Source organism: Cognatishimia activa, assembly GCF_001458335.1.
Lineage (GTDB): Bacteria > Pseudomonadota > Alphaproteobacteria > Rhodobacterales > Rhodobacteraceae > Cognatishimia > Cognatishimia activa.
In genome coordinates, this window is sequence record NZ_CYTO01000024.1 from 157,790 (window position 1) to 183,293 (window position 25,504).

At 52.3% G+C, this 25,504-nt stretch carries 19 protein-coding genes and 1 tRNA gene; 12 read left to right on the top strand and 8 right to left on the bottom strand.

Going from position 1 to position 25,504, the window contains the following annotated elements:
• Window positions 1-169: 169 nt before the first annotated feature.
• Window positions 170-1,240, top strand: coding sequence for a T6SS phospholipase effector Tle1-like catalytic domain-containing protein (locus TA5113_RS11940; protein WP_082625798.1), 1,071 nt, complete (start codon window positions 170-172; stop codon window positions 1,238-1,240).
• Here TA5113_RS11940 and TA5113_RS11945 read toward each other — a convergent pair.
• Both TA5113_RS11945 and metF read right to left on the bottom strand, forming a co-directional pair.
• On the bottom strand, window positions 1,237-1,722 hold the full coding sequence (locus TA5113_RS11945) for a PaaI family thioesterase (RefSeq protein ID WP_058313995.1): 486 nt from the start codon (window positions 1,720-1,722) through the stop codon (window positions 1,237-1,239). The two genes, TA5113_RS11940 and TA5113_RS11945, sit on opposite strands and share 4 nt — an antisense overlap.
• 73 nt (window positions 1,723-1,795) lie before the next feature.
• Window positions 1,796-2,662, bottom strand: a complete 867-nt coding sequence (gene metF / locus TA5113_RS11950) for a methylenetetrahydrofolate reductase [NAD(P)H] (protein WP_058313996.1) — start codon at window positions 2,660-2,662, stop codon at window positions 1,796-1,798.
• Between the two features lie 96 nt (window positions 2,663-2,758).
• Here metF and TA5113_RS11955 point away from each other — a divergent pair, with 96 nt between their 5' ends.
• Window positions 2,759-3,664: a LysR family transcriptional regulator gene (locus TA5113_RS11955; RefSeq protein WP_058314072.1), complete on the top strand. Its 906-nt coding sequence runs from the start codon at window positions 2,759-2,761 to the stop codon at window positions 3,662-3,664.
• Window positions 3,665-3,769: 105 nt separating this feature from the next.
• The gene (locus TA5113_RS11960) at window positions 3,770-4,561 is read left to right on the top strand and encodes an inositol monophosphatase family protein (protein WP_058314073.1); all 792 of its coding nucleotides are present in this window, start codon (window positions 3,770-3,772) and stop codon (window positions 4,559-4,561) included.
• Between the two features lie 54 nt (window positions 4,562-4,615).
• On the opposite strand, the gene TA5113_RS11965 is transcribed toward TA5113_RS11960, so the two are convergent.
• Both TA5113_RS11965 and putA read right to left on the bottom strand, forming a co-directional pair.
• On the bottom strand, window positions 4,616-5,362 hold the full coding sequence (locus TA5113_RS11965; RefSeq protein ID WP_058313997.1) for a rhomboid family intramembrane serine protease: 747 nt from the start codon (window positions 5,360-5,362) through the stop codon (window positions 4,616-4,618).
• An 80-nt stretch (window positions 5,363-5,442) separates the two neighbouring features.
• A complete protein-coding gene (putA, locus tag TA5113_RS11970) occupies window positions 5,443-8,862 on the bottom strand; it encodes a bifunctional proline dehydrogenase/L-glutamate gamma-semialdehyde dehydrogenase PutA (protein ID WP_082625806.1) in 3,420 nt (1,139 codons plus the stop codon).
• A 10-nt stretch (window positions 8,863-8,872) separates the two neighbouring features.
• Here putA and TA5113_RS11975 point away from each other — a divergent pair, with 10 nt between their 5' ends.
• Window positions 8,873-9,454: an Lrp/AsnC family transcriptional regulator gene (locus tag TA5113_RS11975; RefSeq protein ID WP_370736445.1), complete on the top strand. Its 582-nt coding sequence runs from the start codon at window positions 8,873-8,875 to the stop codon at window positions 9,452-9,454.
• Between the two features lie 86 nt (window positions 9,455-9,540).
• Here TA5113_RS11975 and TA5113_RS11980 read toward each other — a convergent pair whose 3' ends face one another.
• The gene (locus TA5113_RS11980) at window positions 9,541-10,086 is read right to left on the bottom strand and encodes an OmpA family protein (RefSeq protein WP_058316726.1); all 546 of its coding nucleotides are present in this window, start codon (window positions 10,084-10,086) and stop codon (window positions 9,541-9,543) included.
• 146 nt (window positions 10,087-10,232) lie between these two features.
• Between TA5113_RS11980 and TA5113_RS11985 the strand changes: the two genes are divergently transcribed.
• From TA5113_RS11985 to TA5113_RS12000, 4 genes are read left to right on the top strand one after another with little or no spacing between them, the layout of a single operon-like run.
• Window positions 10,233-11,363 (top strand): acyltransferase family protein, encoded by a 1,131-nt coding sequence (locus tag TA5113_RS11985; RefSeq protein WP_058316727.1) that lies wholly within the window; start codon window positions 10,233-10,235, stop codon window positions 11,361-11,363.
• Window positions 11,363-12,781 carry an STAS domain-containing protein gene (locus TA5113_RS11990; protein ID WP_058314001.1) on the top strand — a complete coding sequence of 473 codons (1,419 nt, stop codon included), beginning with the start codon at window positions 11,363-11,365 and terminating at the stop codon, window positions 12,779-12,781. The genes TA5113_RS11985 and TA5113_RS11990 overlap by 1 nt, the downstream gene beginning before the upstream one ends.
• A gap of 9 nt (window positions 12,782-12,790) precedes the next feature.
• Entirely contained in the window at window positions 12,791-14,554 is a 1,764-nt protein-coding gene (locus TA5113_RS11995; RefSeq protein WP_058314002.1) for a glycosyltransferase, read from the top strand.
• Between the two features lie 13 nt (window positions 14,555-14,567).
• The gene (locus TA5113_RS12000) at window positions 14,568-15,863 is read left to right on the top strand and encodes a DUF3131 domain-containing protein (RefSeq protein WP_058314003.1); all 1,296 of its coding nucleotides are present in this window, start codon (window positions 14,568-14,570) and stop codon (window positions 15,861-15,863) included.
• Window positions 15,864-15,874: 11 nt separating this feature from the next.
• Here the strand turns inward: TA5113_RS12000 and TA5113_RS12005 are convergent, their stop codons facing one another.
• Together TA5113_RS12005 and TA5113_RS12010 are read right to left on the bottom strand one after the other, a co-directional pair.
• Window positions 15,875-16,615 carry a hypothetical protein gene (locus TA5113_RS12005; RefSeq protein ID WP_058316728.1) on the bottom strand — a complete coding sequence of 247 codons (741 nt, stop codon included), beginning with the start codon at window positions 16,613-16,615 and terminating at the stop codon, window positions 15,875-15,877.
• A 223-nt stretch (window positions 16,616-16,838) separates the two neighbouring features.
• A complete protein-coding gene (locus TA5113_RS12010) occupies window positions 16,839-18,545 on the bottom strand; it encodes an ATP-binding cassette domain-containing protein (protein WP_165589411.1) in 1,707 nt (568 codons plus the stop codon).
• A 407-nt stretch (window positions 18,546-18,952) separates the two neighbouring features.
• Here TA5113_RS12010 and TA5113_RS12015 point away from each other — a divergent pair, with 407 nt between their 5' ends.
• From TA5113_RS12015 to TA5113_RS12025, 3 genes are all read left to right on the top strand, one after another.
• Window positions 18,953-20,647: a DUF3131 domain-containing protein gene (locus TA5113_RS12015; protein WP_082625799.1), complete on the top strand. Its 1,695-nt coding sequence runs from the start codon at window positions 18,953-18,955 to the stop codon at window positions 20,645-20,647.
• Entirely contained in the window at window positions 20,647-22,035 is a 1,389-nt protein-coding gene (locus tag TA5113_RS12020; protein WP_058314006.1) for a hypothetical protein, read from the top strand. Before TA5113_RS12015 ends, TA5113_RS12020 begins: the two co-directional genes overlap by 1 nt.
• Window positions 22,036-22,143: 108 nt before the next feature.
• Window positions 22,144-22,230, top strand: a tRNA-Leu gene (locus TA5113_RS12025).
• Window positions 22,231-22,279: 49 nt separating this feature from the next.
• Here the strand turns inward: TA5113_RS12025 and metG are convergent.
• A complete protein-coding gene (gene metG, locus TA5113_RS12030; RefSeq protein WP_058314007.1) occupies window positions 22,280-23,992 on the bottom strand; it encodes a methionine--tRNA ligase in 1,713 nt (570 codons plus the stop codon).
• 226 nt (window positions 23,993-24,218) lie between these two features.
• Here metG and TA5113_RS12035 point away from each other — a divergent pair, with 226 nt between their 5' ends.
• Window positions 24,219-25,262, top strand: coding sequence for an aldo/keto reductase (locus TA5113_RS12035; RefSeq protein ID WP_058314008.1), 1,044 nt, complete (start codon window positions 24,219-24,221; stop codon window positions 25,260-25,262).
• The last annotated feature ends 242 nt before the right edge of the window (window positions 25,263-25,504 follow it).

Here is a 25,504-nt window from a genome sequence, read left to right on the forward strand (position 1 = left end):
TCACCGCCGCTTTAGGGACATAGACGAAAAGAAGATCTGCGACGAAAACCGAGCAGTTGCAGCGAGAACATTACAGATTTGTCACAGGATTTTGCAGGCTTAGGCGATGTTCTGTGATTAAATACCCACTATGTTGGGTTGAGGACACGTAGACGTAAGAGAGGCAAAGGTGAAACTCCCTCGCTGGGCATTCAAACTTCAAACGTTGTTCCGTCGCAAAGTCTCTGGACGGCAGGCGGAAGGGTCAGCTGTTCGTGTACCCCAGATCCATATCGTAATTTTGGATGGCACCATGTCCTCTCTGGCCGATGGGATGCAAACCAACGCCGGGCAGACCTATCAATTGCTCAAGCAAGCGATTCCACCTGTATCCCTTTACTACGAAGCTGGCGTGCAATTTACCAAATGGCGCAATGCCCCTGACGTGATGATGGGCAAGGGGATCAATCGCCAAATTCGCCGCGCCTACGGTTTCTTGGCGACCCGTTATGAACCCGGCGACAAGATCTTTTTGTTTGGATATTCCCGCGGTGCTTTTGCTGTGCGCTCTCTTGCCGGGGTCATTGACCGCGTTGGTTTGCTGCGCGACGACTGCGCCACGGAACGTAATGTACGGCAGGCCTACCGCCATTACGAACTTGATCCAGATTCCGATGCGACCAAGTCCTTTCGCGAAAACCTATGCCATCCCGAGGCAGAGATTGAGATGATTGGCGTCTGGGACACTGTGAAAGCGTTGGGGCTGCGTTTGCCGCTTCTGTGGCGATTGACCGAAAACCAACATGCCTTCCACGATCACCGGCTTGGTAAGTCAGTGCGCCATGGCTATCACGCGCTCGCGCTGCATGAGAACCGTTTGGCCTATGAACCCATTCTGTGGGAAGAAAAGGACAAGCATGAAGGCCGTGTTGAACAGGTTTGGTTCCACGGGGTCCATGCGGATATTGGTGGCCAATTGATGGGCAAAGAAGAGAGCAGGCCGCTTTCTAATATTCCACTCGTGTGGATGTTGGAGAAGTCAGAGGCTCTGGGTCTTCCATTGCCAGATGGGTGGAGATCACAGTTCCCACAGGATGTGGAAGCCCCTTCTATTGGCGCTTGGCATGGTTGGGGAAAGCTGTTTTTGCTGCGCAAAAAACGCCAGCCGAAAAATGCGGCGACGCACTCTTTGCATGAATCCGTTGCTGAAAGGCGCCCAAGAAAAAGGCGCTCTCGGGCGTTTTTTCGAAAGCACGTCTAGGCTTTCATGATGATGCAGGTTGTGGATCCGGTGGCATAAAGGGCGTCGGTTTCCAGATCGCGAATTTCACCATTTGCAATCCCTGTGCTGCGACCTGCGTGTTGGATCACTCCGGTTGCTTTGACTTTGCGGTCAATCGGGATCGAGCGGATGATGTTCACCTTGAATTCAAGGGTGGTGTAGTAACTGCCCTTTGGGACCTTCGTCATGACGGCACAAGCCATGCAGCTGTCTAAGACGGTTCCATACCATCCACCATGTACGGTGCGCAGCGGGTTTGTCGCCGTTGCCCCCGGGATGCCTTCAAAGGTTATCCGACCGTCTTCAACCTCGGTCAGCCAGAAGTTTAAAGTTTTTGCAATAGGTGGGCCATTCAGGGCCCCACTTAGGATCCCTTGCATGAACTCGAGCCCCGACATTGACAGCATTTGCTGCTGAGTGGGGAGCGTATCCATAAGGTCTGAGGATGCTTGATCGGTCATAGGAGCCTCCTGTTTCCACCAGAAGGCTCCTGATATTTGTGCGATTCAACGAAGACGTCGCGTCACGGATGTCTTACGCGACGTTCTCTAGTTTCGTGGCCGGAGTCACACCGAGTGCATGGCAAACGTCGCGGGTCAGCTCCGGACGGTTCAGAGTATAGAAGTGGAAGCTGTCCACCCCTTCAGTGCGCAAGTTGTCGCAAAGTTCGGTGCAGAGTGCTGTTGCCAGCAGCTCTTCACGCCCGTCGCGTTCTGCCTTTTCAAATGCGTCCTCCAACCAAGTTGGTACGTTCGTGCCACAACGTTTGGCAAAGCTGCGCACGCCCTTCCAATTTTCAATCGGAAGAATGCCAGGGATGATCGGCGCATCAATGCCCGCCTTCGCGCATGCATCGCGGAAGCGTAGGAATGTTTCAGGTTCAAAGAAGAACTGGGTCAGCGCTTCTTCGGCACCGGCGTCAATTTTGGCTTTCAGGAAAGCAATATCAGCCGCTTGGTCTTTCGCCTCTGGGTGCTTTTCAGGATAAGCACCGACGCGGATCTTGAATTTGCCAGTGTCAGACAGCGCTTCGATGAGCTCAACAGAACTGCCAAATCCGTCTGGGTGTGCTTTGAAACCGTCGCTGCCTTTAGGCGGGTCGCCACGCAGGGCTACGATTTCGTTGACACCTGCCGCTGCAAAGTCATTTGCAATTTTCAGGGTTTCTTCTTTGGTCGCGTCCACACAGGTCAGGTGAGCAGCCACATTCAGGCCACTGGACTTGTGCAATGTGGCAACCGCATCGCGTGTGAGTTCGCGGGTTGTGCCACCGGCACCATAGGTCACGGACACAAAACGAGGGCACATGGGCGCCAGCACCTGCACAGTATCCCAAAGGCGGAAAGACGCCTCTAGGTTCTTGGGCGGGAAGAACTCAAAAGAGATTTTAGGTGCGGTCATTTTTCTGGTCCGTTTTTTAGATGTGGGCCTTGTGACATGACTCGCGTTGTGAGAAAAGTTCATAATACTCAATAACAATATGAGTTTGATATGAAGATGCACATCGAATTCCGCCACCTACGCACGGTGAAAGCGATCCACGAATGTGGGGGTCTTGCGCGTGCTGCGGATCAACTGAATATCACTCAGTCGGCTTTATCTCACCAAATCAAAGGTTTAGAGGATCAGGCTGGCGTAGAGCTTTTTGTGCGCCGCTCAAAGCCGATGAAATTGTCCGCCGCTGGGATGCGTTTGCTGCGTCTTGCAGAACGGATTTTGCCTGAGGTTGAAGCGCTGGAAGATGAATTTTCTGGGCTTCGTTCGGGCAATTCGGGCCGTCTTCATATTGCGATTGAATGCCATGCCTGCTTTGAATGGCTGTTCCCGGTGCTGGAACAGTTCCGTAAGAAATGGCCCGATGTGGATGTCGACATCCGCCCTGGTCTGGCGTTTGATGCGATGCCAGCCTTGCAAAAAGAAGAGGTGGATCTGGTTGTGTCCTCAGATCCCGAAGAGATGCCGGGCGTCGAGTTCTCGCATCTTTTTGACTACAAACCCGTCTTTGTGGCCTCTAGCAAACACCCATTAGCACAAAAAGAATTTGTCGAGGCCGAGGATTTTCGCGGCCAGACTTTGATTACTTATCCGGTGGAGCGGTCACGCTTGGATATCTTTAGTCAGCTTCTGACACCGGCGAAGGTCGAGCCGGATCGGGTACGCCAGGCGGAACTCACCGCCGTGATCTTATTGCTCGTGGCTTCCAATCGCGGCGTCGCAGTGCTGCCGGATTGGGTTGTGCGCGAGGTGAAATACAACTCCGATTATGTGACCCGACCTTTGACAGACGCCGGGATCACACGGGGGCTTTTTGCCGCCACACGTACCGACGATTTGGCCAAACCTTACATGCAGGATTTGATTAACCTTGCCGGGGCAGAGGCGCGTCGCTTGCAAAGCGTCTGATCGACCAAATTTCTAAGCAAAAAACGCCCATTTGCGCGCCATTGACCCTTGGCAAGAGCGGCAACTGGGTGTATCCGCGCACTCTGATGTCAAAGGAGCCGGATGATGCAGGGCAGCGCCAATCTGAACATTATGATGAAAGCCGCGCGTAAAGCGGGGCGGTCTCTGGTGAAAGACTTCCGTGAAGTTGAAAACCTGCAGGTGTCTACCAAAGGCGCGGGCGACTTTGTGAGCAAAGCGGACATTGCGGCCGAGGCGATCTTGAAAGAAGAGCTGATGGGCGCGCGTCCGACTTACGGCTGGTTGGCCGAAGAAGGTGGCGAAGAAGCGGGTAAAGATCCAACCCGTCGCTGGATCGTTGACCCGCTCGATGGCACAACAAACTTCCTACATGGCCTGCCGCATTGGGCGATCTCCATCGCTCTGGAACACAAGGGCGAGATCGTGTCCGGGGTGATTTATGATCCGGCCAAAGACGAGATGTTCTATGCGGAAAAAGGCGAGGGTGCTTGGCTGAACGATAGCCAGCGTCTGCGCGTTTCTGGCCGCAACCGCATGATTGAATCCATCTTTGCAACTGGCGTTCCATTTGGTGGTCGCCGCGATCTGCCGGAAACACTCCAAGACCTGGCGCGCATCATGCCAACTTGCGCCGGTGTGCGTCGTTGGGGCTCTGCAGCACTGGATATGGCCTATGTGGCTGCCGGTCGTTATGAGGGCTACTGGGAGCGGAACCTGAACGCTTGGGATCTGGCCGCTGGGATCATTATTGTGAAAGAAGCTGGTGGCTTTGCGCGCGGTTTTGATGATGCGGACAATGTGCTTGAAACCGGTTCTGTGATTGCGGCAAACGAGCCGATCTGGGATCAGTTCGCGAAAGTGATCCGCAGCGCTTAAGCCTGCCGAAGCATCCTAAGATGAAAGGCGCCGCAGGGCGCCTTTTTTGTTGGATTATTTCCGGCGGCGCACGCGCGGGACATTGCTGCGCGCAAAGGAATAAGTGGCCTCTGGGTAGGGTGGATGCCCTTCCGTTTTTTGCCAAAAATTAGGCCCGCCCAAACGCAACCAAAGGGGGATCGTCAGCACCAAGCCGATGATAAATCCCCCCGCATGGGCCCAATAAGCGACGCCGCCTGCTGACGTGTCCACAAGCACGCTGTTGACCATTTGCAGGCCAAACCAGACGCCCAGCATGACCCATGCTGGGACCGAGAAGACTTTGAAAAAGATAATGATTATCAGAAGGATATCGACCTTTGCTCGAGGGAAAAGCAAGAGATATCCGCCCATCACCGCTGCGACCGCTCCGGATGCGCCGATGGTTGGGATTTGGCTAAATGGCTCGGATACGACCTGTGCCAGCCCTGCGCCAATGCCGCCGAGAACATAGAAGATCAGGAAGCCCATATGGCCCATCTCGTCTTCCATGTTGTCGCCGAAAATCCAGAGGAAAAGCATGTTGCCAACGAGGTGCATGATGCCTCCATGAAGGAACATGGATGTCACAAGCCCTTGAAAGTCTTGGCCCGTGGAAATGCTTGCTGGGAACAATGCATAGTCGCTGTAAAACGCGTTTAGCAGACGCGGGTCATCGGACAGCGGCCAACTGTAAAGAAAAACCACCACATTGATCGCAATCAGCGCGTAAGTCATGAAAGGTGTACGGTCAGACGGATTATGGTCGCGAAATGGAAACATGGCCGCACGCTGACCGGGTTTGCCCAGGGCGTCAAGCGCGTCAAGCGCCCCAAGCGGGATTTAGAAGCGGTTGCCGGGCGTTAAGCCACCCCGCCCAACAGCGCCGCGTTGCCGCCTGACGCAGTGGTGTCCACGCACACGTGACGTTCACTGCGCGCGCGCGCTTCGTCTGGTTTGCCGACAATCAGAGGAATAATTGGCCCGCCGCGCTCTGCCAGTGCGGCCTCATAGGCGCGTGCGGATTCCTCCGTGCCCCACCAGAGTACGCCTGAGAAGCCTTGAAGTTTGACCAGATCGTTAGGGCACAGCAGACCGCTTGCGGCCACTGCACGTCCTCCTAGGTCTTCAATCGCTTTCGCTTGTTCGATCGCGGTTTGGTGTCCTGGCCCCAGACACAACACTGGATCGCGGGACAAGGTCGACAAGCGATTGGATTCACCGGTCGGTCCTGGCAATGTTTCCGTCTGTACAGGTGCACCTTTTGGGGCTGTATCGATTGCGAGCTGCATAGGTTCACTTCCCTGCGTGGATGAGAACGTTTCCTCTGTTTGAACGGCATCCACCTTGCCGAAACGAGAGAGGTAGTGAGGGCCACCCGCTTTGGGGCCGGTGCCAGAAAGGCCCTCGCCGCCAAAGGGTTGGCTGCCGACAATCGCGCCGATCTGGTTGCGATTGACGTAAATGTTGCCCGCCTTGATGCGCTCGGACACGTGCTGGACGCGGTCATCAATTCGGGTCTGTAGGCCAAAAGTGAGGCCATAACCGGTGTTGTTAATGTCATCGATGACTTGGTCCAGCTCGTCCGCTTTAAAGGTTGCGACGTGCAAGACCGGGCCGAAAATCTCACGCTCTAGATCCTTAATGCTATCGACCTTGATCATGGTCGGAGCGACAAAGGTTCCGGTTTGCGGCGTTGGCAGCTCAAACATCACGCGGCCTTCTTGGTCGGCCTGTGCGATATGGCTGGCAATGTCTTCTTGTGCCTTCGCGTCAATGACCGGACCGGAATCCGTTGCATAGCTCCAAGGATCACCCAACTGAAGTTCTTTCACGGCACCTTTGAGCATTTCGATGACTGGCGCGGCAATGTCTTCCTGCAGATAGAGGCAACGCAAAGCAGAGCAACGCTGACCCGCGGATTGGAACGCGCTTTCTACGATCGCCGTCACGGCCTGTTCGGGCAGGGCGGTGGAGTCCACGATCATCGCGTTCAGGCCACCGGTTTCCGCGATCAACGGTGTGCCCGGTGTCATGTTTTCTGCCATGGCTTTGCGAATGCGCTGCGCGGTGGCGGTCGAGCCTGTGAAACAAACGCCATTCACGCGCGGATCAGAGGTGATGGCTGCACCGACTTTTGAACCGCTGCCGGGCACCAATTGCAATGCGCTGCGTGGGACGCCCGCTTTGTGCAACAACTTGACAGCTTCATGGGCGATCAAAGGGGTTTGGTCTGCTGGCTTGGCGATAACCGCGTTTCCTGCCGCCAGCGCCGCCGAAATTTGGCCGCTGAAGATGGCCAATGGGAAGTTCCATGGGCTTATGCACGAGAATACGCCGGCAGCCGGTTTGGACGGAGCGTTGGCGCCATAATAGCGCAGGAAATCAACGGCTTCGCGCAGTTCTGCGACCTGGTCCATCGGCGTTTTGCCAGCTTCGCGTGCCAGAAGCGCAAAGAAAGCACCGAAGTTTTCTTCATAAAGATCTGCAGCCTTAGCCAGTATGTCGCCGCGTTCTTCAGGTGTCGCTGCCCAAGGCGCAGCAGATGAAATCGCGATCTCAACCGCTTCCGGGCTTGCATGAGACACTGTGCCGAGATCGTCACCAGGGCGGAACGGATTGCGAACCGGCAAAGGTGAAAATTCAGGTGCGTCTCCCGCGATCAACGGCGCAGCGTGCCATTGAGTCGTGCGATATGTCTCTCGTGCAGCGTCTATTTTCTGCATCGTCGGTACATCATGCAGGTCAAAACCGGCGGAGTTCATGCGCTCTGGTTCGTAAAGTTCCGCGCCATTCGGAATGCGGACGGCCGAAGCATCATAGAGTTCGAACGGATCCTTTGCGACGGTTTCAGGTGGGACGTCTTCGTCCACGATCTGGTTCACAAAAGAGCTGTTGGCCCCGTTCTCCAACAGGCGGCGCACAAGATAGGCCAGCAGGTCGCGGTGTGCACCAACAGGCGCATAGATCCTGCAGCGCGTGTCGTTTTGGGTTTTGACAATGTCGTGCAGACTTTCGCCCATGCCGTGTAGGCGTTGGAATTCATAACTTTGGCTGTCGGTTGCCATATCAAGCACCGCTGCCACTGTGTGCGCGTTGTGGGTAGCGAACTGCGGATAGATGCGGTCGGTCATGCCCAGCAATTTGCGCGCGTTGGCGATGTAGCTGATATCGGTGGCAGATTTCTGGGTAAAGACTGGGAAGTCTTCGAGCCCGTTGACCTGAGCGAGTTTGATTTCAGTGTCCCAATAGGCGCCTTTTACAAGCCTGACCATGATCTTGCGGTCAAGCCGTTCTGCGAGTTCGTACAGGTAATCCAACGTCGCACCAGCGCGTTTGCCATAGGCTTGAACCACGACACCAAATCCGTCCCAGCCTTCTAGCGCGGGCTCTGACAGAACGGTTTCGATCACATCCATGGAAATGCTCAACCGATCCGCTTCTTCTGCGTCAATGTTTAGGCCCATCCCCGCTGATTTCGCCAAGAGCGCCAACGACCGCAGGCGCGGGACCAGCTCTTCCATCACACGCGCGCGCTGGGGCAATTCATACCGCGGATGAAGTGCAGACAGTTTTACAGAGATGCCTGGGTTCTTGCGGATATCCTTGTGGGTACAGGCCACAGCTATGGCGGTGATCGCGCGGGAATAGGCCAAATGATAACGCATGGCGTCCGCATCGGTCTTTGCCGCTTCGCCGAGCATGTCATAGGAATATGTAAACCCGTCTTTTTCCAGTTCCTCAGCGCGCTTCATTGCGTTGACAATGGTTTCGCCCAGAACAAATTGACGGCCCATTTCCTTCATCGCGCGTGCAACGGCGGTTCGGATGACGGGTTCTCCCAAACGTTTCACTGCGCCGCGCAGGCCACCAATGATACCGGTGTTATCATCGTCCAGCACTTTGCCAGTCAACATCAGCGCCCAAGTGGATGCATTGACCAGAGAAGAGGTGGAATGGCCCAAATGTTTACCCCAGTCAGATGGCGCGATCTTGTCTTCGATCAACGCATCAATGGTTTCGGCGTCTGGAACGCGCAGCAAGGCTTCTGCCAGACACATCAATGCGATGCCTTCGTCCGTTGACAGGCCATACTCCGCCAGAAAGACCTCCATGAGCCCGGGTTTCGTCTGTGAGCGAATTTGCTCCACCAGATCAGTGGCGGCCTCTGAGATGCGCGCGCGATCTTCCGTGGAAAGTTCCGCCAGCTGAATAAGCTCTGCAACAACAGAGCTTTCATCTTTGTAAGTGGACGTATCGATAAGTTGGCGAGACGCTGTCATTTTTTGGCTCATGATTGAAGTGATCGTTCCTATTATCATAAGAGGATTTTTTCAGTCGAATTTCCTTTGTTTTGATGATATACAGTTCAAATTCACTTTTGATTGGGGGAATGATTTGCAGAGTGACTATGTTGAATTGGATGGCTTTGATCATCGAATAGTGGAGATTCTGGCTGCGGATGGCCGAATTTCGATTACTGATTTGGCAAAGCAAATCGGGCTTTCTAAGAGCCCCACACAAGCGCGGTTGCGTCGTTTAGAGGCGGAGGGTGTCATTAAAGGGTACCGCGCCCTGCTTGATCCTGTGCGGCTTGGTCTCGACCATGTGGCATTTGTCGAGGTCAAATTGAACGACACGCGCGAGTCCGCCCTACGCGCCTTTAACGAGGCGGTCGCGGCGACAGCGGAAGTGGAGCAAGCTCACATGATGGCGTCGCATTTTGATTATTTGCTCAAGATACGTACGACGAATATGACGGCTTACCGACGCGTATTAGGTGAAAAGATCTCGGCATTGCCGCATGTGGCAAGCACCTCAACCTTTGTTGTGATGGAAGCGGTCAAGGAAATTGGCTTAGGTGACATAACCTAGATCTAAGATTGGGAGTGCGTCTTTTATGCGTTGCGACGCAGGACGTAATGCGTGCCAAGCAATTCAAATGCCGAAGAACATTTGCATTATCGTGACGAAGATTTTTGAGGACAGGTACGCGCACGAATTTCTACGCGTCGCTGCCATTTGCTTAGATCTGAAAGCGCAGCCAGCGGCCGCGTTTCGCCCATACTGCTGACCTGTTCAATTCGCGCGCGCGCTACGTTGAGGCGCAAAAGCTCCTGCATGACATTATTGGCACGGCGCAAAGCGATCGTCTGATTGGCGTTCGTTCCTCCGGATGAATCCGAATGTCCTATCAGGTGCAGGCAGGATCGCCCCATAACTTGGCCCTTCAAAATTCGTGCTAATGCTGCCAACTGAGCCCTTGCCGAAGCATCAAGCTGTTCCCCTCCGCCGGGAAAGAAAACGTGGTTTTCAGCCAGCGTTCCGGTAGGATAGTCCGTCGGGAAAGTGGTCCTCAACGTGTTGGAACTGAGCGTTGGAGCGCATTCGTCAAGAGTGACATTATATGTGGTCAAAATCTCGCGGCATTCACTCGCCGTCAATGCGAGTAACCCGTTTGATGATCCAACTACCCAAACAAAAATTGCCAGAACTCTAAGAAGCATAGGATGTCCTTTCAAAAATTTCATTAGCCGACGAAAGTTAACAATCCGCAAAAAAGCCACGTGCAATAAGTGCCTCAAAGCTTTGTGAAGTTTACGTTTTATCGACTTTTTGCTGGTTGTTTGTGTCACGAGCGAAAGGACAGCATATGGCGCGAGAGCGAATGGTTTGGTTAGACGGGCTACGACTGATTGCAGGGCTCTCAATGGTCGGTCTGCATTGCACGGCTGATTCAAGTGGTTTGCCTTGGGTCGCTTATGAACCAGAAGAACGCATCGGCCCGCTTTTTTTACGCGCCGTGTTTTATACGGCGCGTACAGAGTTATTCTTGTTGATTTCGGTGTTTCTGTTGTTGCTGTCTATGGAACGGCGGCCAAGATTTTTTGGCGAAACGATGCGTGAACAGGCACGTCGTTTGCTGATTCCGTTTGTGTTTTGGACATTTTTTTATGCCGTATTTAATGTGATCAAGGCCGAAACATTTGGATATGGCTCGGCCTATTCTTTGGCTCTGTTTGAATCAAAAACATGGCTGGGTTTTTTCCTGTTAGGTGATGTGAAATATCACATGCACTTTTTGCCAACCTCGTTTGCTCTACTCGTTTTTTATCCGTTATTCGGTATTGCAAAACAGCGGCCCTGGCTTGGCCTTCTCATTTTGGTCTGTTTGTTCTTACGCAAAGAAATCGACACATTTATTTACCGAAATTTTTGGGGTCACGAGAGTTTGCCCTACTTAATTCGAGCGGTGAAGGTAGCAACATATACAGGGTATGGGTTTACTGCCGCTGCTCTTTTGGGAATTTGGGAACGCCGCAGAACGGCTGACTTATCAAAGTATCGTGCACCGATGATGATCGCGGGGCTTTGCCTGTTTGCATTTAAATTGCGCGCAACAGGAACTGCAATATCGACCGGTGTTTGGCCATATGCTGACCTTCTTGGCTACTGGGCGGATTTTTTGATGCCGGTGATATTGTTCGTCACTCTGATGGCCTTTAGCGAAAAGCACTTTCCGGCGGTCTTAAGCCGAGGCGCGCGCTATTCCTTTGGAATTTATCTGAGCCACCCAATCTTTGTGGACTTTGCAGAGATCCTGTTGAAGGACGCTGACCTTAATCCGCTCATGCAGGTTTTCGTCAAGATCGGTTTGGCTGTCCCATTAAGCGTTATCCTTGTTATTCTGGTTGCACGTTGGCCGGCTGCCGCTTGGACGATCGGCCTTGGCCGGGTGCCCAGTTTCCCCGCTTTTAGTTCATTGCAAAAAGAGGTGCGCTGATGCGGTTGCAGGTTAGCGAAATTCACGACGGCATTGCGGTCATCGAGCCAATCGGCGCGATGGTAAAAACCACTGTGCTGCAACAGCTCAGCAATGTGATTGAGGCATTGATCGTCAAGGGCCGCACGGCATTTTTATTAGACCTATCCAAGACCAGTCGCGTCAACATGTCCGCATTAGCGGCCATTGTGGAACTCCCTGCGATTTTTCAAAGGTCACAAATAGCGTACTCAAATTTGTCAGATGTCGTGTCTCGCAAACTTGAGAGTTCAGGAGTTGACCGCGGCCTTCAAATCTTTTCGACCCGACAGCAGGCTATGAACAGTCCTGAATTTCAAGCACATGCTTTGAAGCAGACGCGCGCAATCTTATTTTGCGACGGTCTGAACCAAGGCTTTGGACGCTTGCGACCAGAGCTAAATCCCTCAATGCTGGATGCGTTGGGTGAGCCAGTCTTATCACGCTCGCTCGACCTACTGCGCCGCTTCGGTATTCAACAAACGTTTCTCACTTTGAGTCAGAATGACCAACAAATCCCGGCATATTTCAGACGAAGCAATCCAGAAAATCAGGCCATTGTTTATTGCCGAATGACATCTGCAACCAGTTTGCCGTTTGTGGGTGGCCGCAAGGGCAGAGCGCACCAGTTGCGGCAATTGCAGAGCGAGCATTTGGCGCTTGATGGTGATACAGTGCTGTCCTTTGGAACTGACTTGGCTGATGTGAATCTTGCCGAAATGATGCGGACACATAGGCATCAGAAGGCGGATTTTACCTTTGCAATGAACGCGGAGAATGGGTGTGAATACAGTGACTTTGTTGCACAGAATTCGGCGAAAAACTTAGTATCTTTAGGGCCTATAGAAAGTTCAAAGATTTTGCGTCGTCCACAGTTTTTTGAAACAGGCATATTCATCATTTCTAACGGTGCTGCTGCTTTAATTGAGCGGGACGCGTCACTGCATAATCTACATGATTTGGGGAGGAAGATTAGCAAAGAAGGCGGCCGCGTTTCATGTTTTCATCACAACTCAAAATTTCACTCCTGCGCGACGCCGAAAGGCTATTACAATGCGCTTTGTCATATGAACCGGTCTGTTGGTCCCGAGCGCACCCAGAGAGGTGGAGTCGATCAGACATGCTATGTAAGCAAAGGCGCGATCATAAATCGTGGTGTCGAACTTCTTGGGTCTTGTTTTATCCAAGATGGCGCGACAGTCGGCAGAAACGCGGTTCTCGAAAACTGCGTTGTTCTGAAGAATGCACATGTCGAGTCAGGGTTTTGGGGGCAGAACCTGCTGATTGGACCGGATTCGACGCAAGATTTCTTACTGTCTGAACATGGTGCCGCGGTGCAGAACCTGGACCCTGCCGGAAGCTCGAAAGGGCAAGAGCAACGAACCATGGCATCGGCCTAATCCACTCAAATGCAGACACCTTATTTTCACCAGTTCTATGATCGAGAACCGCCGGTCTTTGCTCCTATTTCGTCGCGCAGAAGGCTCATCTGGCAACTATTTGCTGGGCTGACGCTAGGGCTAGGCACCTGGTACATCGTCTGGCGCTGGCAGCATTCGATAAACGCAGAAGCACTTTTGTTTTCTTGCACCGTTGCGCTCTGCGAAACACTGGCTTTGGTCGGCTCGGCACTATTTTTTTACGATATTTGGGATGAAGGCGATACAGAACCTGTTCCAATCGCTCAAAAACAAACCCGCGGGGCGAATTTGGACGGCAGGCGCACAACGGTTGACGTTTTCATAACAACCTTTGACGAGGCCGAAGAGATTGTGGCGGCAACAATTTTAGCGGCAAAAAAGGTGAATGTGGCTTCTTTTATAGATTACAAGGTTTACCTCCTCGACGACGGAAATCGCATAGGAATGTCGGTACTGGCAAAAAAACACGAGGTGGGTTATTTCGCGCGCACCGACAATCGCGGGTTTAAGGCAGGGAACTTGGCCAACGCGATATTCAAAACGGATGGCGATTTCTTTATTGTTTGTGACGCCGATACCCAATTAATGCCTTCCTTTTTGTCGAACACGTTGGGGTACTTGGAGGATCAAAAAGTTTCATGGGTGCAGACGCCGCATTGGTTCTATGATCTGCCCGAAGGGCGCACGTGGCGGGACATCTTCCAAGTTAGAATGGGTGCATTTTCACGTTTTCTGCCCCGGTTCGCTCGGTTTCTCACAGGAACAGATGCCTTTGGAAAAGATCATTTTTTGTCGAATGCATCGCTGTTTTTTGACGTCATTCAGCGTCGAAGAAACCGAAATGGCGCTTCGTTCTGCTGTGGGGCTGCGTCTATTCATCGACGCGAGGCGGTTATGGAAAATGCTTTGATTGAGAAGGGCAAAAAGATCGGAGAAATTTGCAAAGCATCTCGCAATGCATCAGCGCTGAATATCTCGCCCAGAATTGATCTGAAGCCTTTTGAATACCACGTTTCCGAAGATATTCTTACGTCGATCCAAGCCCATAGCAATGGGTGGCGTTCGGTTTTTCACCCGCAAGTCGAAGCAAAAATGCTTTCGCCTTGGACAGCGTCAGCTTGGGCGATCCAAAGGCTCAAATACGCCGGGGGAACATTTGACATTTTGTTAAATGCAAACCCAATCTTCGAAAAAGGCATGTCTGTGAAGGTCAAACTCCACTATTTGGCGACTTTCTGGTCTTATTTGTCGGTCTTCTTTTTTGCCGTGCTTATGTTTGCGCCAGTGTGGTCATTGGTAAGCGGGACTGCACCTGTTCAAGCGTATTCGTTGGAGTTTTTCGCCCATCTCATTCCGGTCTTGGTTTGCAATGAGATAGCGATGCTCGCTTCTTGCAAAGGCTATTCCCATAATTGTGCCAGAGTGCTGGCGGTCGGGACAATCGCGATCCAAATGCGTGCGTTCTTTCTTGTTTTGTTAGGTCGCAGGCCAAAGTTCCCACCAACACCAAAAGTGCCAAGTGCGGTACAGGACATACGCCATGCTTTGCCGAGTATCGCGTTTCTGATCATTTTTTTTGCCTCAGTCCTCTGGGGGGGCGTGGCGTTGCTGCTAGGGTTGGATGGCTACAGCCCGTTTTTTGTTCTGATCAATGGGTTTTGGATTTTGTGGAGCAGCACCGCGCTCATACGGATGATTTATGCCACGTCCTTTTGTCCGACATTGCGCCTAACAACCCAAAAAATTGAGTGAAAGGAGCCAATGAATGTTTGTTCCGAGATCGAGTATATTGTTTGTAACGGGCCTGTTGTCTGCGGCCGCATTTGCTTTCCTGACCGAACAAAGTTTGGCGTGGAACAACGACGGAAGCGTCGCCGGTTTGGATTTTGATACAAGTGAAACCTTGACGGTCGCGGTACCGCGAGAATTGTCTGGTCAAAAGGAAAGGGCCGTTGAAATTGCTTGGCAATATATTGTGCAAAATACCCGGCCAGAGACCGGCTTGGTGGACAGCGTTGCGGGCTTTCCATCTACGACGTTATGGGATCAAGGCTCTTATCTCTTTGCGTTGATCGGCGCTCGCGAACTGGGAGCCATTGACGAGGAAGAGTTCGATCGTCGTGCAACAGCTTTGTTGAAGAGTCTTGGGGACCTGCCATTGTTCGACGGAAAGCTACCAAACAAGGCTTACGACACGCGCAGTTTGGCGATGGTGAACTATCAGAACGAAGTCAGCGAGAACGGGATCGGCTGGTCCGCCTTGGATGTCTGCCGGTTGCTTATGGCATTCCGATCTTTGGAAAGGTTGGTGCCACACTATGGGGCAGAGATCAGGTCTCTGCTGTCTGGCTGGGATTTGGCGGCCATGGCGAAAAACGGAGAGTTGTGGGGCGCAGCCATTGAAGATGGTGAGATTGTGTATTTGCAAGAAGGGCGAATGGGATACGAGCAATATGCCGCGCGTGCCGCCGCGATGTGGGGATTAGACGTGTTTGGCGCTATGTCGGGGCAACGTGTTTTGCAATGGGTAGATGTGCTGGGCGTGGAGGTGCCGACCGACCGTCGGGACGCGAAGCGTTTTACTGCGATAAGTCCAATCTTGAGCGAGCCCTATTTGTTGCAGGCTTTCGAAATCGGTCTGGATAGCGAAACGCAGATATACGCTTCGCGCGTTTATCAGGCACAAGAAAACCGTTATCAAAGGACTGGGCAGCTCACGAGTGTATCTGAAGATCACGTCGATCAAGATCCGTATTTTCTATACTCTTCTGTCATGTCAGATGGGGCGGCTTGGGCCGTGGTGACTGAAACGGGTTACCCTTATCCAGAGCTTCGCACTATCAGCACAAAAGCGTCTTTTGGATGGAACGCTCTTTTCTCAACGGAGTATAGTAATAAGCTTGTTGAGCATATCTACGACCTCGGAAAGCCTGAAAAAGGGTGGCCGGCCGGAGTGTATGAAAGTGATGGACGCGTTAACGACGTATATACGTTGAACACAAATGCTGTGATCATCGAAGCTGTCCATTTTTCAGTGTTTGGACCGTTCTGGACGCGCTAGCTAGGTTTTCACTAATATCCTGCGTGGCCGCTCTTTGAGAAAAACGAATTGCCTTTCTGTGCGCCAATCGCGAATTCAATCTGTGGTTTGGTTACAGGTACAAGAACGCTTTGCCTATTTGGCACTGCAGCATGGCGGCGCTTTAGAACTTCGAAGTGTTCACGGCTTTCAAGCGATAAGCGATCTTTATTGAATTCCTCTGCTTGGTGATCTGGCCAAAGCCTTGCATCGCGAAGCGTTCTTGCAAGCGGTGTGTTCATCCAGCGAAGGTAGGAGATCACTTCAACTATCCCTTGCGTCGGGGTGCGTAGGATCACTTCGGTGCCACTCTCGATCACCACAAAGCTTTTGGGTCCTGATAGCCGTGATATTTGCTCCTCCGTCAGGGGGGCGCTCAAAAGACCCAGGCTATCATAAGTGTAATTTTTTACTTGTAATGAGACGCGAGCTTTCCGCGGCTTTGCGGCAAATAGCACTGCTTGCCCGCTATTGTTTATACTCAACACAAGCCCGGTCGCTTTCGCGACGCAGCCTCGCATCGGAAGGGCACAATTGACCCGCCATAGCACATGTCGCGAGGCATTCTTTTTTAAATAGAACAACGCCGGGCCGTCGACTGACAACTGGAATTGAAGGCTACCACCTTGCGATTTTAAGTGGCCAGCGAGAGGCTCAGGCTCTGATTCTGCGCCCTGGACCCAAATGCACACCATCACGCCGATCGCGATGGTACCTGTAAGGAAGTATTTCATGTCTGCCCCCAATATCCTGTGTGATAATTTGCGGATTGGGAGGCGCTTCGCGAGGCAGATTTCAGGCGTTTTCTGGCCAAATGGTTCGAATTTTAGAGTTCCACCGTTGTGTTTCCCGGCTGAAAAAGCCACGCAATCATTGATCACGAACCGATATTGAAATTTCTTGTTTGTCTCTTGGACAAATACCGCCGTTTCAAGCTGGCTTCGCAGCTATCTCAATCTATTGTTTGCGCGGGTCATATGTTTTGATTTTGCAGTTGATAGACCGACCTCTGGTTTGGGTCTCAAAAGTGACCTCTTCAGATTCCGCCATCGCGTTCGCAAGCGGGTTGCGTCCATTGTTTAAATTTGGGTCGTCCAACATATCCTGCGCAGCTTTGATTTGACCGGATGACGTTGAAGAAGAGCTGTCTTGTAAGCGTAGAACACAATATCCGCGGAAGTTCTTAAACAAGAACTCCACTTGCTCGTTCTCTTCAGCAGACGCATCGCCACAAGAAAACGCGAGTAGTTCGGTGGCCGCGCGGCAGACTTTTTTACGGTTTTCGTCGTCTCCGTTTCTTCTGAAATGAGAGCGGACCCATTCTTCCAATTGCTGTTCTGCATGCAGACTTCTTTGTCCTACAAAACGATGCCATCCTGTTTCAAGCCGAGCTCGAACTTCACTCGCGAGACCAAAATCTGTAACGGCGCCACCTTGAAGCACAATCAATCTGTCACACTTTTCTAAGATCGTTCTATTGTCGGATACGAGTATGACGCTGCGGCCAAGCCGGGCTTCGTCATCCAAACGGTTACAAAATGCAGAGATTTGTGCGGTTTGAAGGGCGTCTTCTGGTCGATCAAACAGGTAGAGCTGTGGCGCGATTGCAAACGCGCGCGCAAGCGCAAGCGCTTTCCTTTGCATTGACGGAAGAAACCTCGCATCCGGACAGTGACAAATGTCATGCACCAAGTCCTTCGCAAAAACCAATTGCTCCAGGTAGTAACGACCCTTTGCCAGGAGGTCTTTACCCTGAAAGCAATCCAAATTGTTCTCTCCGCTGGCCGGCACAATGATCGGTGCGTCGGGCACCAGTACGACCGGCAAGCGACGGGCCTGGTTGGAACGTTTCCAGAGATTTTCTCCATTACAAACCACATTGCCGGACACGTCGCATTGCGCAAGCGACGATGGATCTGCCAAGGCTTTTAAAAGCAATGATTTTCCTGCGCCACTTTCGCCAATGACGCCCACGATCTCTCCGGGTTTAGCGTGCAGAGAGACGCCTGAAACCAATTTTTTTCCAAAGCTGGATGTCACCGATACACGGTTGACGATAAGTCCGGATGAAGGGTCAAGGTCATCGCCAAAACCGTCTGGCGCGTCATCATTTCCCTTCACGATGGTCTTACGCTCAAAGAGTCTTAGTTCCGCAAAACGCAATATCCCGTCGACGCAAAACGCGCAGCTCAGCGTCAGGGCGATCACAGTCCCGGGCATCAGGACCTGCTCTGAAACCAAAAAAGTACCCATTGTGACGCCCCCCCCAATCGCAAGCCAAAAACAGGTTTTTCGAATAGCGTCAGAGAATGGATGTGTCCTCGGGGGGACGGTGGCATCTGAGATGCTGCTTGCATCTCGTCCGGCCAGCAAACTAGCGGCTTCAAAAGGTTCAAACGCCCAATGCGCTTCACGTGTTTTGGCTTTGGATAAGCGCCATAAAAAGAGCGTACCAATCCCGGCAGTTGCAGGTGCAACCAATCCGATCAGTGGGTGGATGAATAGGATAATGAGGGCCAGCAAAATACATATAATTGCATTCACTTTTTTGGCTTGAATTTCACGCAGCTTGCGAAAGCCCGTTAGGGCTTTGATATGAGCGAATTCCAAAAACGCGATCGCACAAGCAAGAGCAAGCGTAAAACCCAGTAGCACGAAAGACATGCGTGTTTCGCCTGCGCTGAGGACTGTGCGGTGAATAAAAATACTTAATAAAATCAGTGTTATAATGCAGGTTGTCGTGGCTAGGGTAAATAGCCCCCCAAGCGCGATGACCCATCCGGGCGCATTGCGATCAGCCATCAAGAAACGTGATTCTCGCACATCATTTGTGGACCCAGACGAAGGCTTTCGACCGTCCAAGCTATCAACATTTTCCATGTTTGCCCCCTTCGAAATCAACAAGAGGTGATAGGCCGCAACCGTGAAAATTTGATTTATGGAGTTGGGATTTTGTCAAAGAGCACGACCGTATGACGGCCCAAGTCAAAATCGCGTTGAAGCGTTCGACATTTGTTAACGATGATAGGCCAAGACTTGCAGTACGTCATTGTTGAAAGTGCTGTAGGTTTATGAACGAAACCCCAAATACACCACCAAATCGTCGCCGTTTCGGTGCTGGTTTTATTTGGTTTGCGATCGCTGCGGTTGCGACGCTTGTTCTCACGTGGTTCGCGGGCACATCCGCAAGATCCAGCTTTCTTGCCTATCAAGAAGAAATCGATCCAATTATCGCGGGCGGAGATTTAGATGAGTTACCAGCGGTGATGCGCGGCGGCATTCCAAGCGTAACCACCAGCCTCGTTTATGCGGAGGAGAGACGTCGCAAACCGCCACGGATGTGCGAGATGGAGGCGGATTATTTTGACGGTGTGGATCAAGCTCATGAAATTGCATCAGGTTACACCAACCGCAATGAATACGTTCGCAAGTTTCGGCCTAGGCGTGGTTTTTTGAATGAGCGCGAGATGCGCGCAGCGAAGGTTGCTTGGCATTATTTTGAAAAATTCACCCAGGAAACAACCGGTCTTGCGAATTCGGTTGGGAACTATCCTTCAACGACGCTTTGGGACACGGCTTCCTATATCGCTGGGGCTGTCGCGGCCTATGAACTCTGCCTGATCGAGAAAAACGATTTTGACCAGCGCATGACATTACTTCTGACCACGATCAAAGGGCTGGAGCTGTTTCGCAACGAAATGCCAAATAAGGTTTACCACACAAAGTCTGGGTTGAAGGTGGACTACACCAATAAGGCAGGAGAAATCGGGTTTTCCGCGCTTGATATTGGTCGCTTCATGGTGTGGCTGCGTATCCTAAAGAACCGATATCCTTATCTTGGGAATACCATCGATAGCGTTTTGCTAAAATGGGATTTTTCCAACGCTGTCTCCAGCGAAGGTCTGCTGTTTGGGGCCTATGTCGATAAAGAATCTGGCGAAACGGTGTATGCCCAAGAAGGGCGTCTTGGTTACGAAGAATATGCAGCAAAGGGATTTGCACTTTGGGGGTTTCGTCCCATCATGGCGCATCGCGCGGAACCATTTTTGACTGCATCTATTTTTGGCATTCAGGTGCCATATGATGGCCGTGATCCGAGAGTGTTTCATAGTCAAAACTACGTGGTAACGGAGTCCTACCTGCAGGACGGGTTGGAATTGGGCTTTGATATGCCGCATGATGACAGTTCGCCCGACTGGCTTCATTCAGATGGGTGGCGCGCGGAATTTGCCGATCGCATCTATATGGTGCAGGAAAACCGATGGCGGCGGACCGGTTTCATGACGGCCCGATCCGAACACAATGTCAAAGGTCCGCCATACTTCACCTATGACACGATTTTCTCGGATGGCTACCCTTGGAACACCGTGACACCGCGCGGCGACTATACGCCGGACCACGCTGCTGTCGCTGCAAAAGCGGCTCTTGGCCTGTGGGCGTTGTGGGACACCGAATACACCGACGTGCTCTACAATGCGATTATCGAACTCTATGACCCAGAAAACGGTATGTACGAAGGGCTATATGAGCGCGGTCAAGGGCGGGTTGAGATTTATACGGCGAACAATAACGGGATCATTCTGACAGCTCTCTTGCATAAGGTGCAGGGTAAGATTTTGACACCTTACAATGGCGAAACCGAGGTCTGGTACACGGCATTCCGTGACCAAGATATTCGCGAACGTCGCAAATATCCCGATCCCATTCAGCGCGAAGATTGGTTGCCGGCTTTACGCCACTCCACACAGAAGGAGCTTGATTACTGATGGAATTCTTTAAATTCACTCTGGGTGCCTTCGCATCAGCACTTATGTTGGTTGGGGCAGGCCACACGCAGGAGCAAAGCGAACTGGCGCCAGAGGATTCATTCTCGCTTGAAGCAGCCATTTTGGACACGTCGATCCCATTTGCGGTAGGTGCACATGAAGCGCGCCAGGAATTGCGTGGAGCCTTTGGTTGGCCAACTTTTCAAGAAGGTCTGGTGGACGGCGTCTATTTCCGGTTCGATCCTGATGGTTACGCACGTTTCTCACCGACGCCGCGTTTGGACACAGATGTTTTTGAGGTGATATGCCGGCCTAGGACCCATGTCTGTATGGCGCGCAAGGGCATTATGAATGTCACGCTTGATAGCAAAAATCACATTCAACTGGAATTAGAGAATGTTACAGCTGCGGACACGTTCTCAATCATTGATGGAATTTCAGAGCTGCAATTGCCCGATGCGATCTTGCAGCCCTTGGATTCCAGAATGGAATTGCTGTTGTCGTCCGGCGGTGAGCTCTTGATATCAAGAGGACAAAAAGAGGTCGACCGGGTCTCTCTCAGAGGATTTGGTGCGATTATGGCCTATCTTCGTTGGGTTAGTGCGCAGCAAAGCTATGCGGTATTGCCACGGGATTGGCCAATCCCTAATGCAAGCCCAGCTGCCACCTCTGCCGCAGTGACACAGGCAAGCAGCTGGACATCTGCGATGCCCCAGCCGCAGATCGCGACTGGATTTGAGCGGGATACCGAGGTTGCCGAAGTGCGCGGGGAGTTGCGTGCGCTGCGCGATATTTTGTTTGATCAACAAGACGACCGTGACCATCAGGTGGCCACATTAGCGCCCGCGACGCCAGATGATGTTTCGATCAGCGAGTTGCAAAGAACGATCCAATTGCTGGGCGATGAGCTGGCGCGGTTACAATCAGGTCAGACAGGCTATGGTGGGGTGCCGCAGCTTGGCGAAAGCAAGACTGCCATGACCCCGACGGTTGCGACACAACCAAGTGCTGTCCTGAATTCAGCGGGAACAGTTTCAGCGGACGAAACCCAGAAAATGTTGGCACATATGGAGTATTTGGTCACCGAGATCGGGTTAACTCCAGCTGCGGCATTTGAGTTGGTCAGCGCAGGTAGCTCCGATGCTCTTGCGGGTAAGCCTTTGGGGGAGGGTATGACTGAGATGAGTACCCTAGGGGCCGGACAAGATAGCCAAGCGACGAACCATGAGGCCCTCGTTGCTCAGGTCCTTGAGGAACTGAGAGCGGATTTGCCGATGGCAATGGCTGGCGATATGGCGGCGGCACAAGAGACACTCGCTACGCCTATTGCGGAAGCGGAATATCAGTTGCTCTCTGATTATTTCCGTTCCGTTTTTGAGCCACGGTAAAACTTCGTCTTCCATTCAGCGACTTCGTGGGTTTACACCGAAACCATCCGCGCTATGTTGCGCCGACGTTGTGCAAGGCGCGCCGATTTCGGAGTGCGATGCCGACTGGCCCGCGTGGTGGAATGGTAGACACAGGAGACTTAAAATCTCTAGGCCGTATAGGCCGTGCCGGTTCGAGTCCGGCCGCGGGTACCAAAAAAGGCGGCTCAATCTGAGCCGCCTTTTTTAATTTTCTATCAGTTGATTAGCCGCGTGTTCCCGCAAATCGTTCCTGCCAATCATTGCGTTCATCATCTGTGATCTTGCGGAATGTCACTTCTGGCACGGTGAACTCGTGTCCAACCGGCAACGCAGTCAGAGCGGTCGCAACATCATCCGGCCATTCTGTGGTTTCTGCGTTCATAGAGCCCAGCAACGACGCCGCTGCATCCGGAATGAAAGGCGCTGAAAGAACCGCGTAGAAAGGGATCAGATTTAGGGCGAGCCTGATTTGAACCGCCGCTTTGGCTGGGTCTTCTTTGAATGTAGACCACGGTGCGACTGTTTGCAGGTATTCATTACCGGCAACCCAAATCGCACGCAGCTCTTGAGCGGACTTACGGACCTCCATGTCTGCCATGTGCTTTTCATAGGTCCGGACCCGTGCGGTCAGCTCTTCGATCAACTTCAATTCATCGGGGCCATAGTCTGCCCCTTCAGGAACCGCCTCAGAAAACTTGGAACGACAGAATTTGGTAACCCGAGAGACGAAGTTCCCAAGCACGTCAGCCAAGTCTTTGTTCACGGATGTTTGGAAGTTTTCCCAGGTGAATTCGGCGTCAGAGCTTTCTGGCGCATGCGATAGCAGCCACCAACGCCAGTAATCTGCTGGCAGGATTTCCAATGCCTGGTCCATGAAGACGCCGCGGCCACGGGATGTTGAGAACTGCCCGCCGTCATAATTCAAGTAATTGAATGATTTGATATAATCGACAAGTTTCCAAGGTTCACCAGAGCCAAAGATTGTGACCGGGAAGGACAGGGTGTGGAATGGCACGTTATCCTTGCCCATGAATTGGGTATAGGTCACGTCATCGGCACCTTTGTCTGTGCGCCACCAGCGCTCCCAATCTTCACCTTTACCGGCATCAACCCATTCCTGAGCAGCGGCGATATATTCGATAGGTGCGTCAAACCAAACGTAGAAGACTTTGCCTTCCATACCCGGCCATGGTTCGTCACCTTTCATCACCGGCACACCCCAGTCCAGATCACGCGTAATGCCGCGGTCCTGTAGGCCGTCTCCATCATTCAGCCATTTCTTGGCGATGGACGTCGTCAGCACTGGCCAGTCGTGTTTGCTGTCGATCCATTCGCCCAGTTTTTCGCGCATCTCGGATTGGCGTAGATAGAGGTGCTTCGTCTCGCGCTCTTCGAGTTCGGTTGAACCGGAGACCGTGGAGTATGGGTTGATCAGATCGGTTGGATCAAGCTGTTTTGTGCAGTTGTCACACTGATCGCCGCGCGCGCTTTCAAAGCCGCAGTTCGGGCAGGTGCCTTCGATATACCGATCAGGCAAGAAGCGACCATCGGCAAAGGAATACATTTGTTTTTCAGTGACTTCGCGGATCAAACCCGCTTCCTCAAGCCGGCCAGCAAAGTGTTGAGTTAACTTCTGGTTTTGTGGGCTTGAACTGCGGCCAAAATGATCAAAAGACAAGCGGAAGTCGTGGGCAATCTTGGCCTGAAGCTCATGCATTTCGGCACAGTAGTCTGCCACCGGTTTGCCAGCTTTTGCTGCCGCCAATTCGGCTGGGGTGCCGTGCTCATCGGTTGCGCAAAGGAACATCACCTCATTGCCGCGCGCCCGTTGGTAACGTGCGAAAAGGTCGGCAGGCAGTTGGCTTCCCACCAAGTTGCCCAGGTGTTTGATGCCGTTGATGTAAGGAATGGCCGATGTGATGAGATGGCGCGCCATTAGCGAGGGTCCCTTTTTCCGTAAGTCTGATCTCCCTAGACCAAAGTTTAAGGCAGTTCCAGAGAAAGACGATTATCGAAAGCTGACGAATCAATAGATTGCTTTGCTCTGGGTATAGAAGTGGAGCAATGAAGAGAAGAAACTGCCAAAAACCTTGAAACAGACGGTTGCACATCTCCCATAGCTCATTAGCTTTTGCGCTAACAAGGACCACGAGGGATAAACGATGAAACGCAATCAACTGGGCCGCACTGGGATTGAGGTCTCAGCCCTTTGCCTCGGGACAATGACCTTCGGCTCGCAGACGCCACAAGATGACGCCCATCAGCAGATGGATATGTCCATGGATGCTGGCATTGATTTTTGGGATACAGCCGAAATGTACCCGGTCAACCCGGTCTCCGCGAAATGGCAGGGTCGTTCAGAAGAGATTTGCGGCAATTGGTTTGAAAAGACCGGTCGCCGTCAGGACGTGATCTTGGCAACCAAGCATTCCGGTGAAGGGCTAAAGATTGTGCGCGATGGCGCAGCAATATCTTCGGAGACAATTTCGGAAGCGATCGAAGGCTCTCTGAAACGGCTGAAAACGGATTACATCGATTTATACCAATTTCATTGGCCAAATCGGGGCAGTTACTGTTTCCGGCAAAACTGGAGCTATGACCCAAGCGGTCAGAGCCGTCAGGAGACAGTCGACAATATGAACGATTGTCTTGAAGCGCTGCAAAAAGAGGTAGAGCGGGGCACTATTCGTGCTTTTGGTCTTTCTAATGATAGCGCGTGGGGCACCAGCCAATGGCTGCGCATCTCTGAAGATCGCAACTTGCCGCGCGTGGCATCTGTACAGAATGAATATTCTCTTCTGCACCGTCTCTACGACACGGACATGGCCGAGATGAGCGTAAACGAAGACGTGGGGCTGTTGTCTTATTCGCCTTTGGCAACAGGCTTGCTGACTGGCAAATATCAAGGTGGCCAAAAACCTGATGGGTCTCGGATTACGTTTGGCCAAAACCTTGGTGGGCGAACCACGGATCGCGCTTTTGTTGCGACGCAAGCCTATTTGGATCTGGCAAAAGAGAATGATCTCGACCCCGTCCACATGTCCTTGGCATGGTGCATGCAGCGCCCGTTCATGGCTTCGGCGATTTTTGGGGCAACAAATGTGGATCAGCTGGCGCGGATCATTGAGGGCAAAGACTTGGTTTTGTCCCCTGAGCTGATGATGGCCATCGATCAGGTGCACCGGAATCATCCAATGCCTTTCTAATCTCAGTAGTTCTGGGGTCGCGTCGGCCCTTAAACTGGTCTAAACACCGCCCAAATGCGGGAGGGGACCATGTCCGACATCAAAAACTTCGTTATCGAGGCTTCACCAATTCGTCGCGTGTTGGCGATTACCATTGTGGCGGTCCTTGGCATCTTGCTGGTTTACCTCGGCGCGACCACACCGGCGAGCTTGCCGTGGAAAGGGTTCTTGCTGATCTTCGGCGGGATTGTGGGATGGCTAGC

What these genes read in the sequence shown, in the direction of transcription:
- TA5113_RS11945 (WP_058313995.1), bottom strand. Translation starts at nt 1,722, where the DNA reads ATGACCGATCAAGCATCCTCAGACCTTATGGATACGCTCCCCACTCAG.
- metF (WP_058313996.1), bottom strand. Translation starts at nt 2,662, where the DNA reads ATGACCGCACCTAAAATCTCTTTTGAGTTCTTCCCGCCCAAGAACCTA.
- TA5113_RS11955 (WP_058314072.1), top strand. Translation starts at nt 2,759, where the DNA reads ATGCACATCGAATTCCGCCACCTACGCACGGTGAAAGCGATCCACGAA.
- TA5113_RS11960 (WP_058314073.1), top strand. Translation starts at nt 3,770, where the DNA reads ATGCAGGGCAGCGCCAATCTGAACATTATGATGAAAGCCGCGCGTAAA.
- TA5113_RS11965 (WP_058313997.1), bottom strand. Translation starts at nt 5,362, where the DNA reads ATGTTTCCATTTCGCGACCATAATCCGTCTGACCGTACACCTTTCATG.
- putA (WP_082625806.1), bottom strand. Translation starts at nt 8,862, where the DNA reads ATGACAGCGTCTCGCCAACTTATCGATACGTCCACTTACAAAGATGAA.
- TA5113_RS11975 (WP_370736445.1), top strand. Translation starts at nt 8,873, where the DNA reads ATGATTGAAGTGATCGTTCCTATTATCATAAGAGGATTTTTTCAGTCG.
- TA5113_RS11980 (WP_058316726.1), bottom strand. Translation starts at nt 10,086, where the DNA reads ATGCTTCTTAGAGTTCTGGCAATTTTTGTTTGGGTAGTTGGATCATCA.
- TA5113_RS11985 (WP_058316727.1), top strand. Translation starts at nt 10,233, where the DNA reads ATGGCGCGAGAGCGAATGGTTTGGTTAGACGGGCTACGACTGATTGCA.
- TA5113_RS11990 (WP_058314001.1), top strand. Translation starts at nt 11,363, where the DNA reads ATGCGGTTGCAGGTTAGCGAAATTCACGACGGCATTGCGGTCATCGAG.
- TA5113_RS11995 (WP_058314002.1), top strand. Translation starts at nt 12,791, where the DNA reads ATGCAGACACCTTATTTTCACCAGTTCTATGATCGAGAACCGCCGGTC.
- TA5113_RS12000 (WP_058314003.1), top strand. Translation starts at nt 14,568, where the DNA reads ATGTTTGTTCCGAGATCGAGTATATTGTTTGTAACGGGCCTGTTGTCT.
- TA5113_RS12005 (WP_058316728.1), bottom strand. Translation starts at nt 16,615, where the DNA reads ATGAAATACTTCCTTACAGGTACCATCGCGATCGGCGTGATGGTGTGC.
- TA5113_RS12010 (WP_165589411.1), bottom strand. Translation starts at nt 18,545, where the DNA reads ATGTCTTTCGTGCTACTGGGTTTTACGCTTGCTCTTGCTTGTGCGATC.
- TA5113_RS12015 (WP_082625799.1), top strand. Translation starts at nt 18,953, where the DNA reads ATGAACGAAACCCCAAATACACCACCAAATCGTCGCCGTTTCGGTGCT.
- TA5113_RS12020 (WP_058314006.1), top strand. Translation starts at nt 20,647, where the DNA reads ATGGAATTCTTTAAATTCACTCTGGGTGCCTTCGCATCAGCACTTATG.
- metG (WP_058314007.1), bottom strand. Translation starts at nt 23,992, where the DNA reads ATGGCGCGCCATCTCATCACATCGGCCATTCCTTACATCAACGGCATC.
- TA5113_RS12035 (WP_058314008.1), top strand. Translation starts at nt 24,219, where the DNA reads ATGAAACGCAATCAACTGGGCCGCACTGGGATTGAGGTCTCAGCCCTT.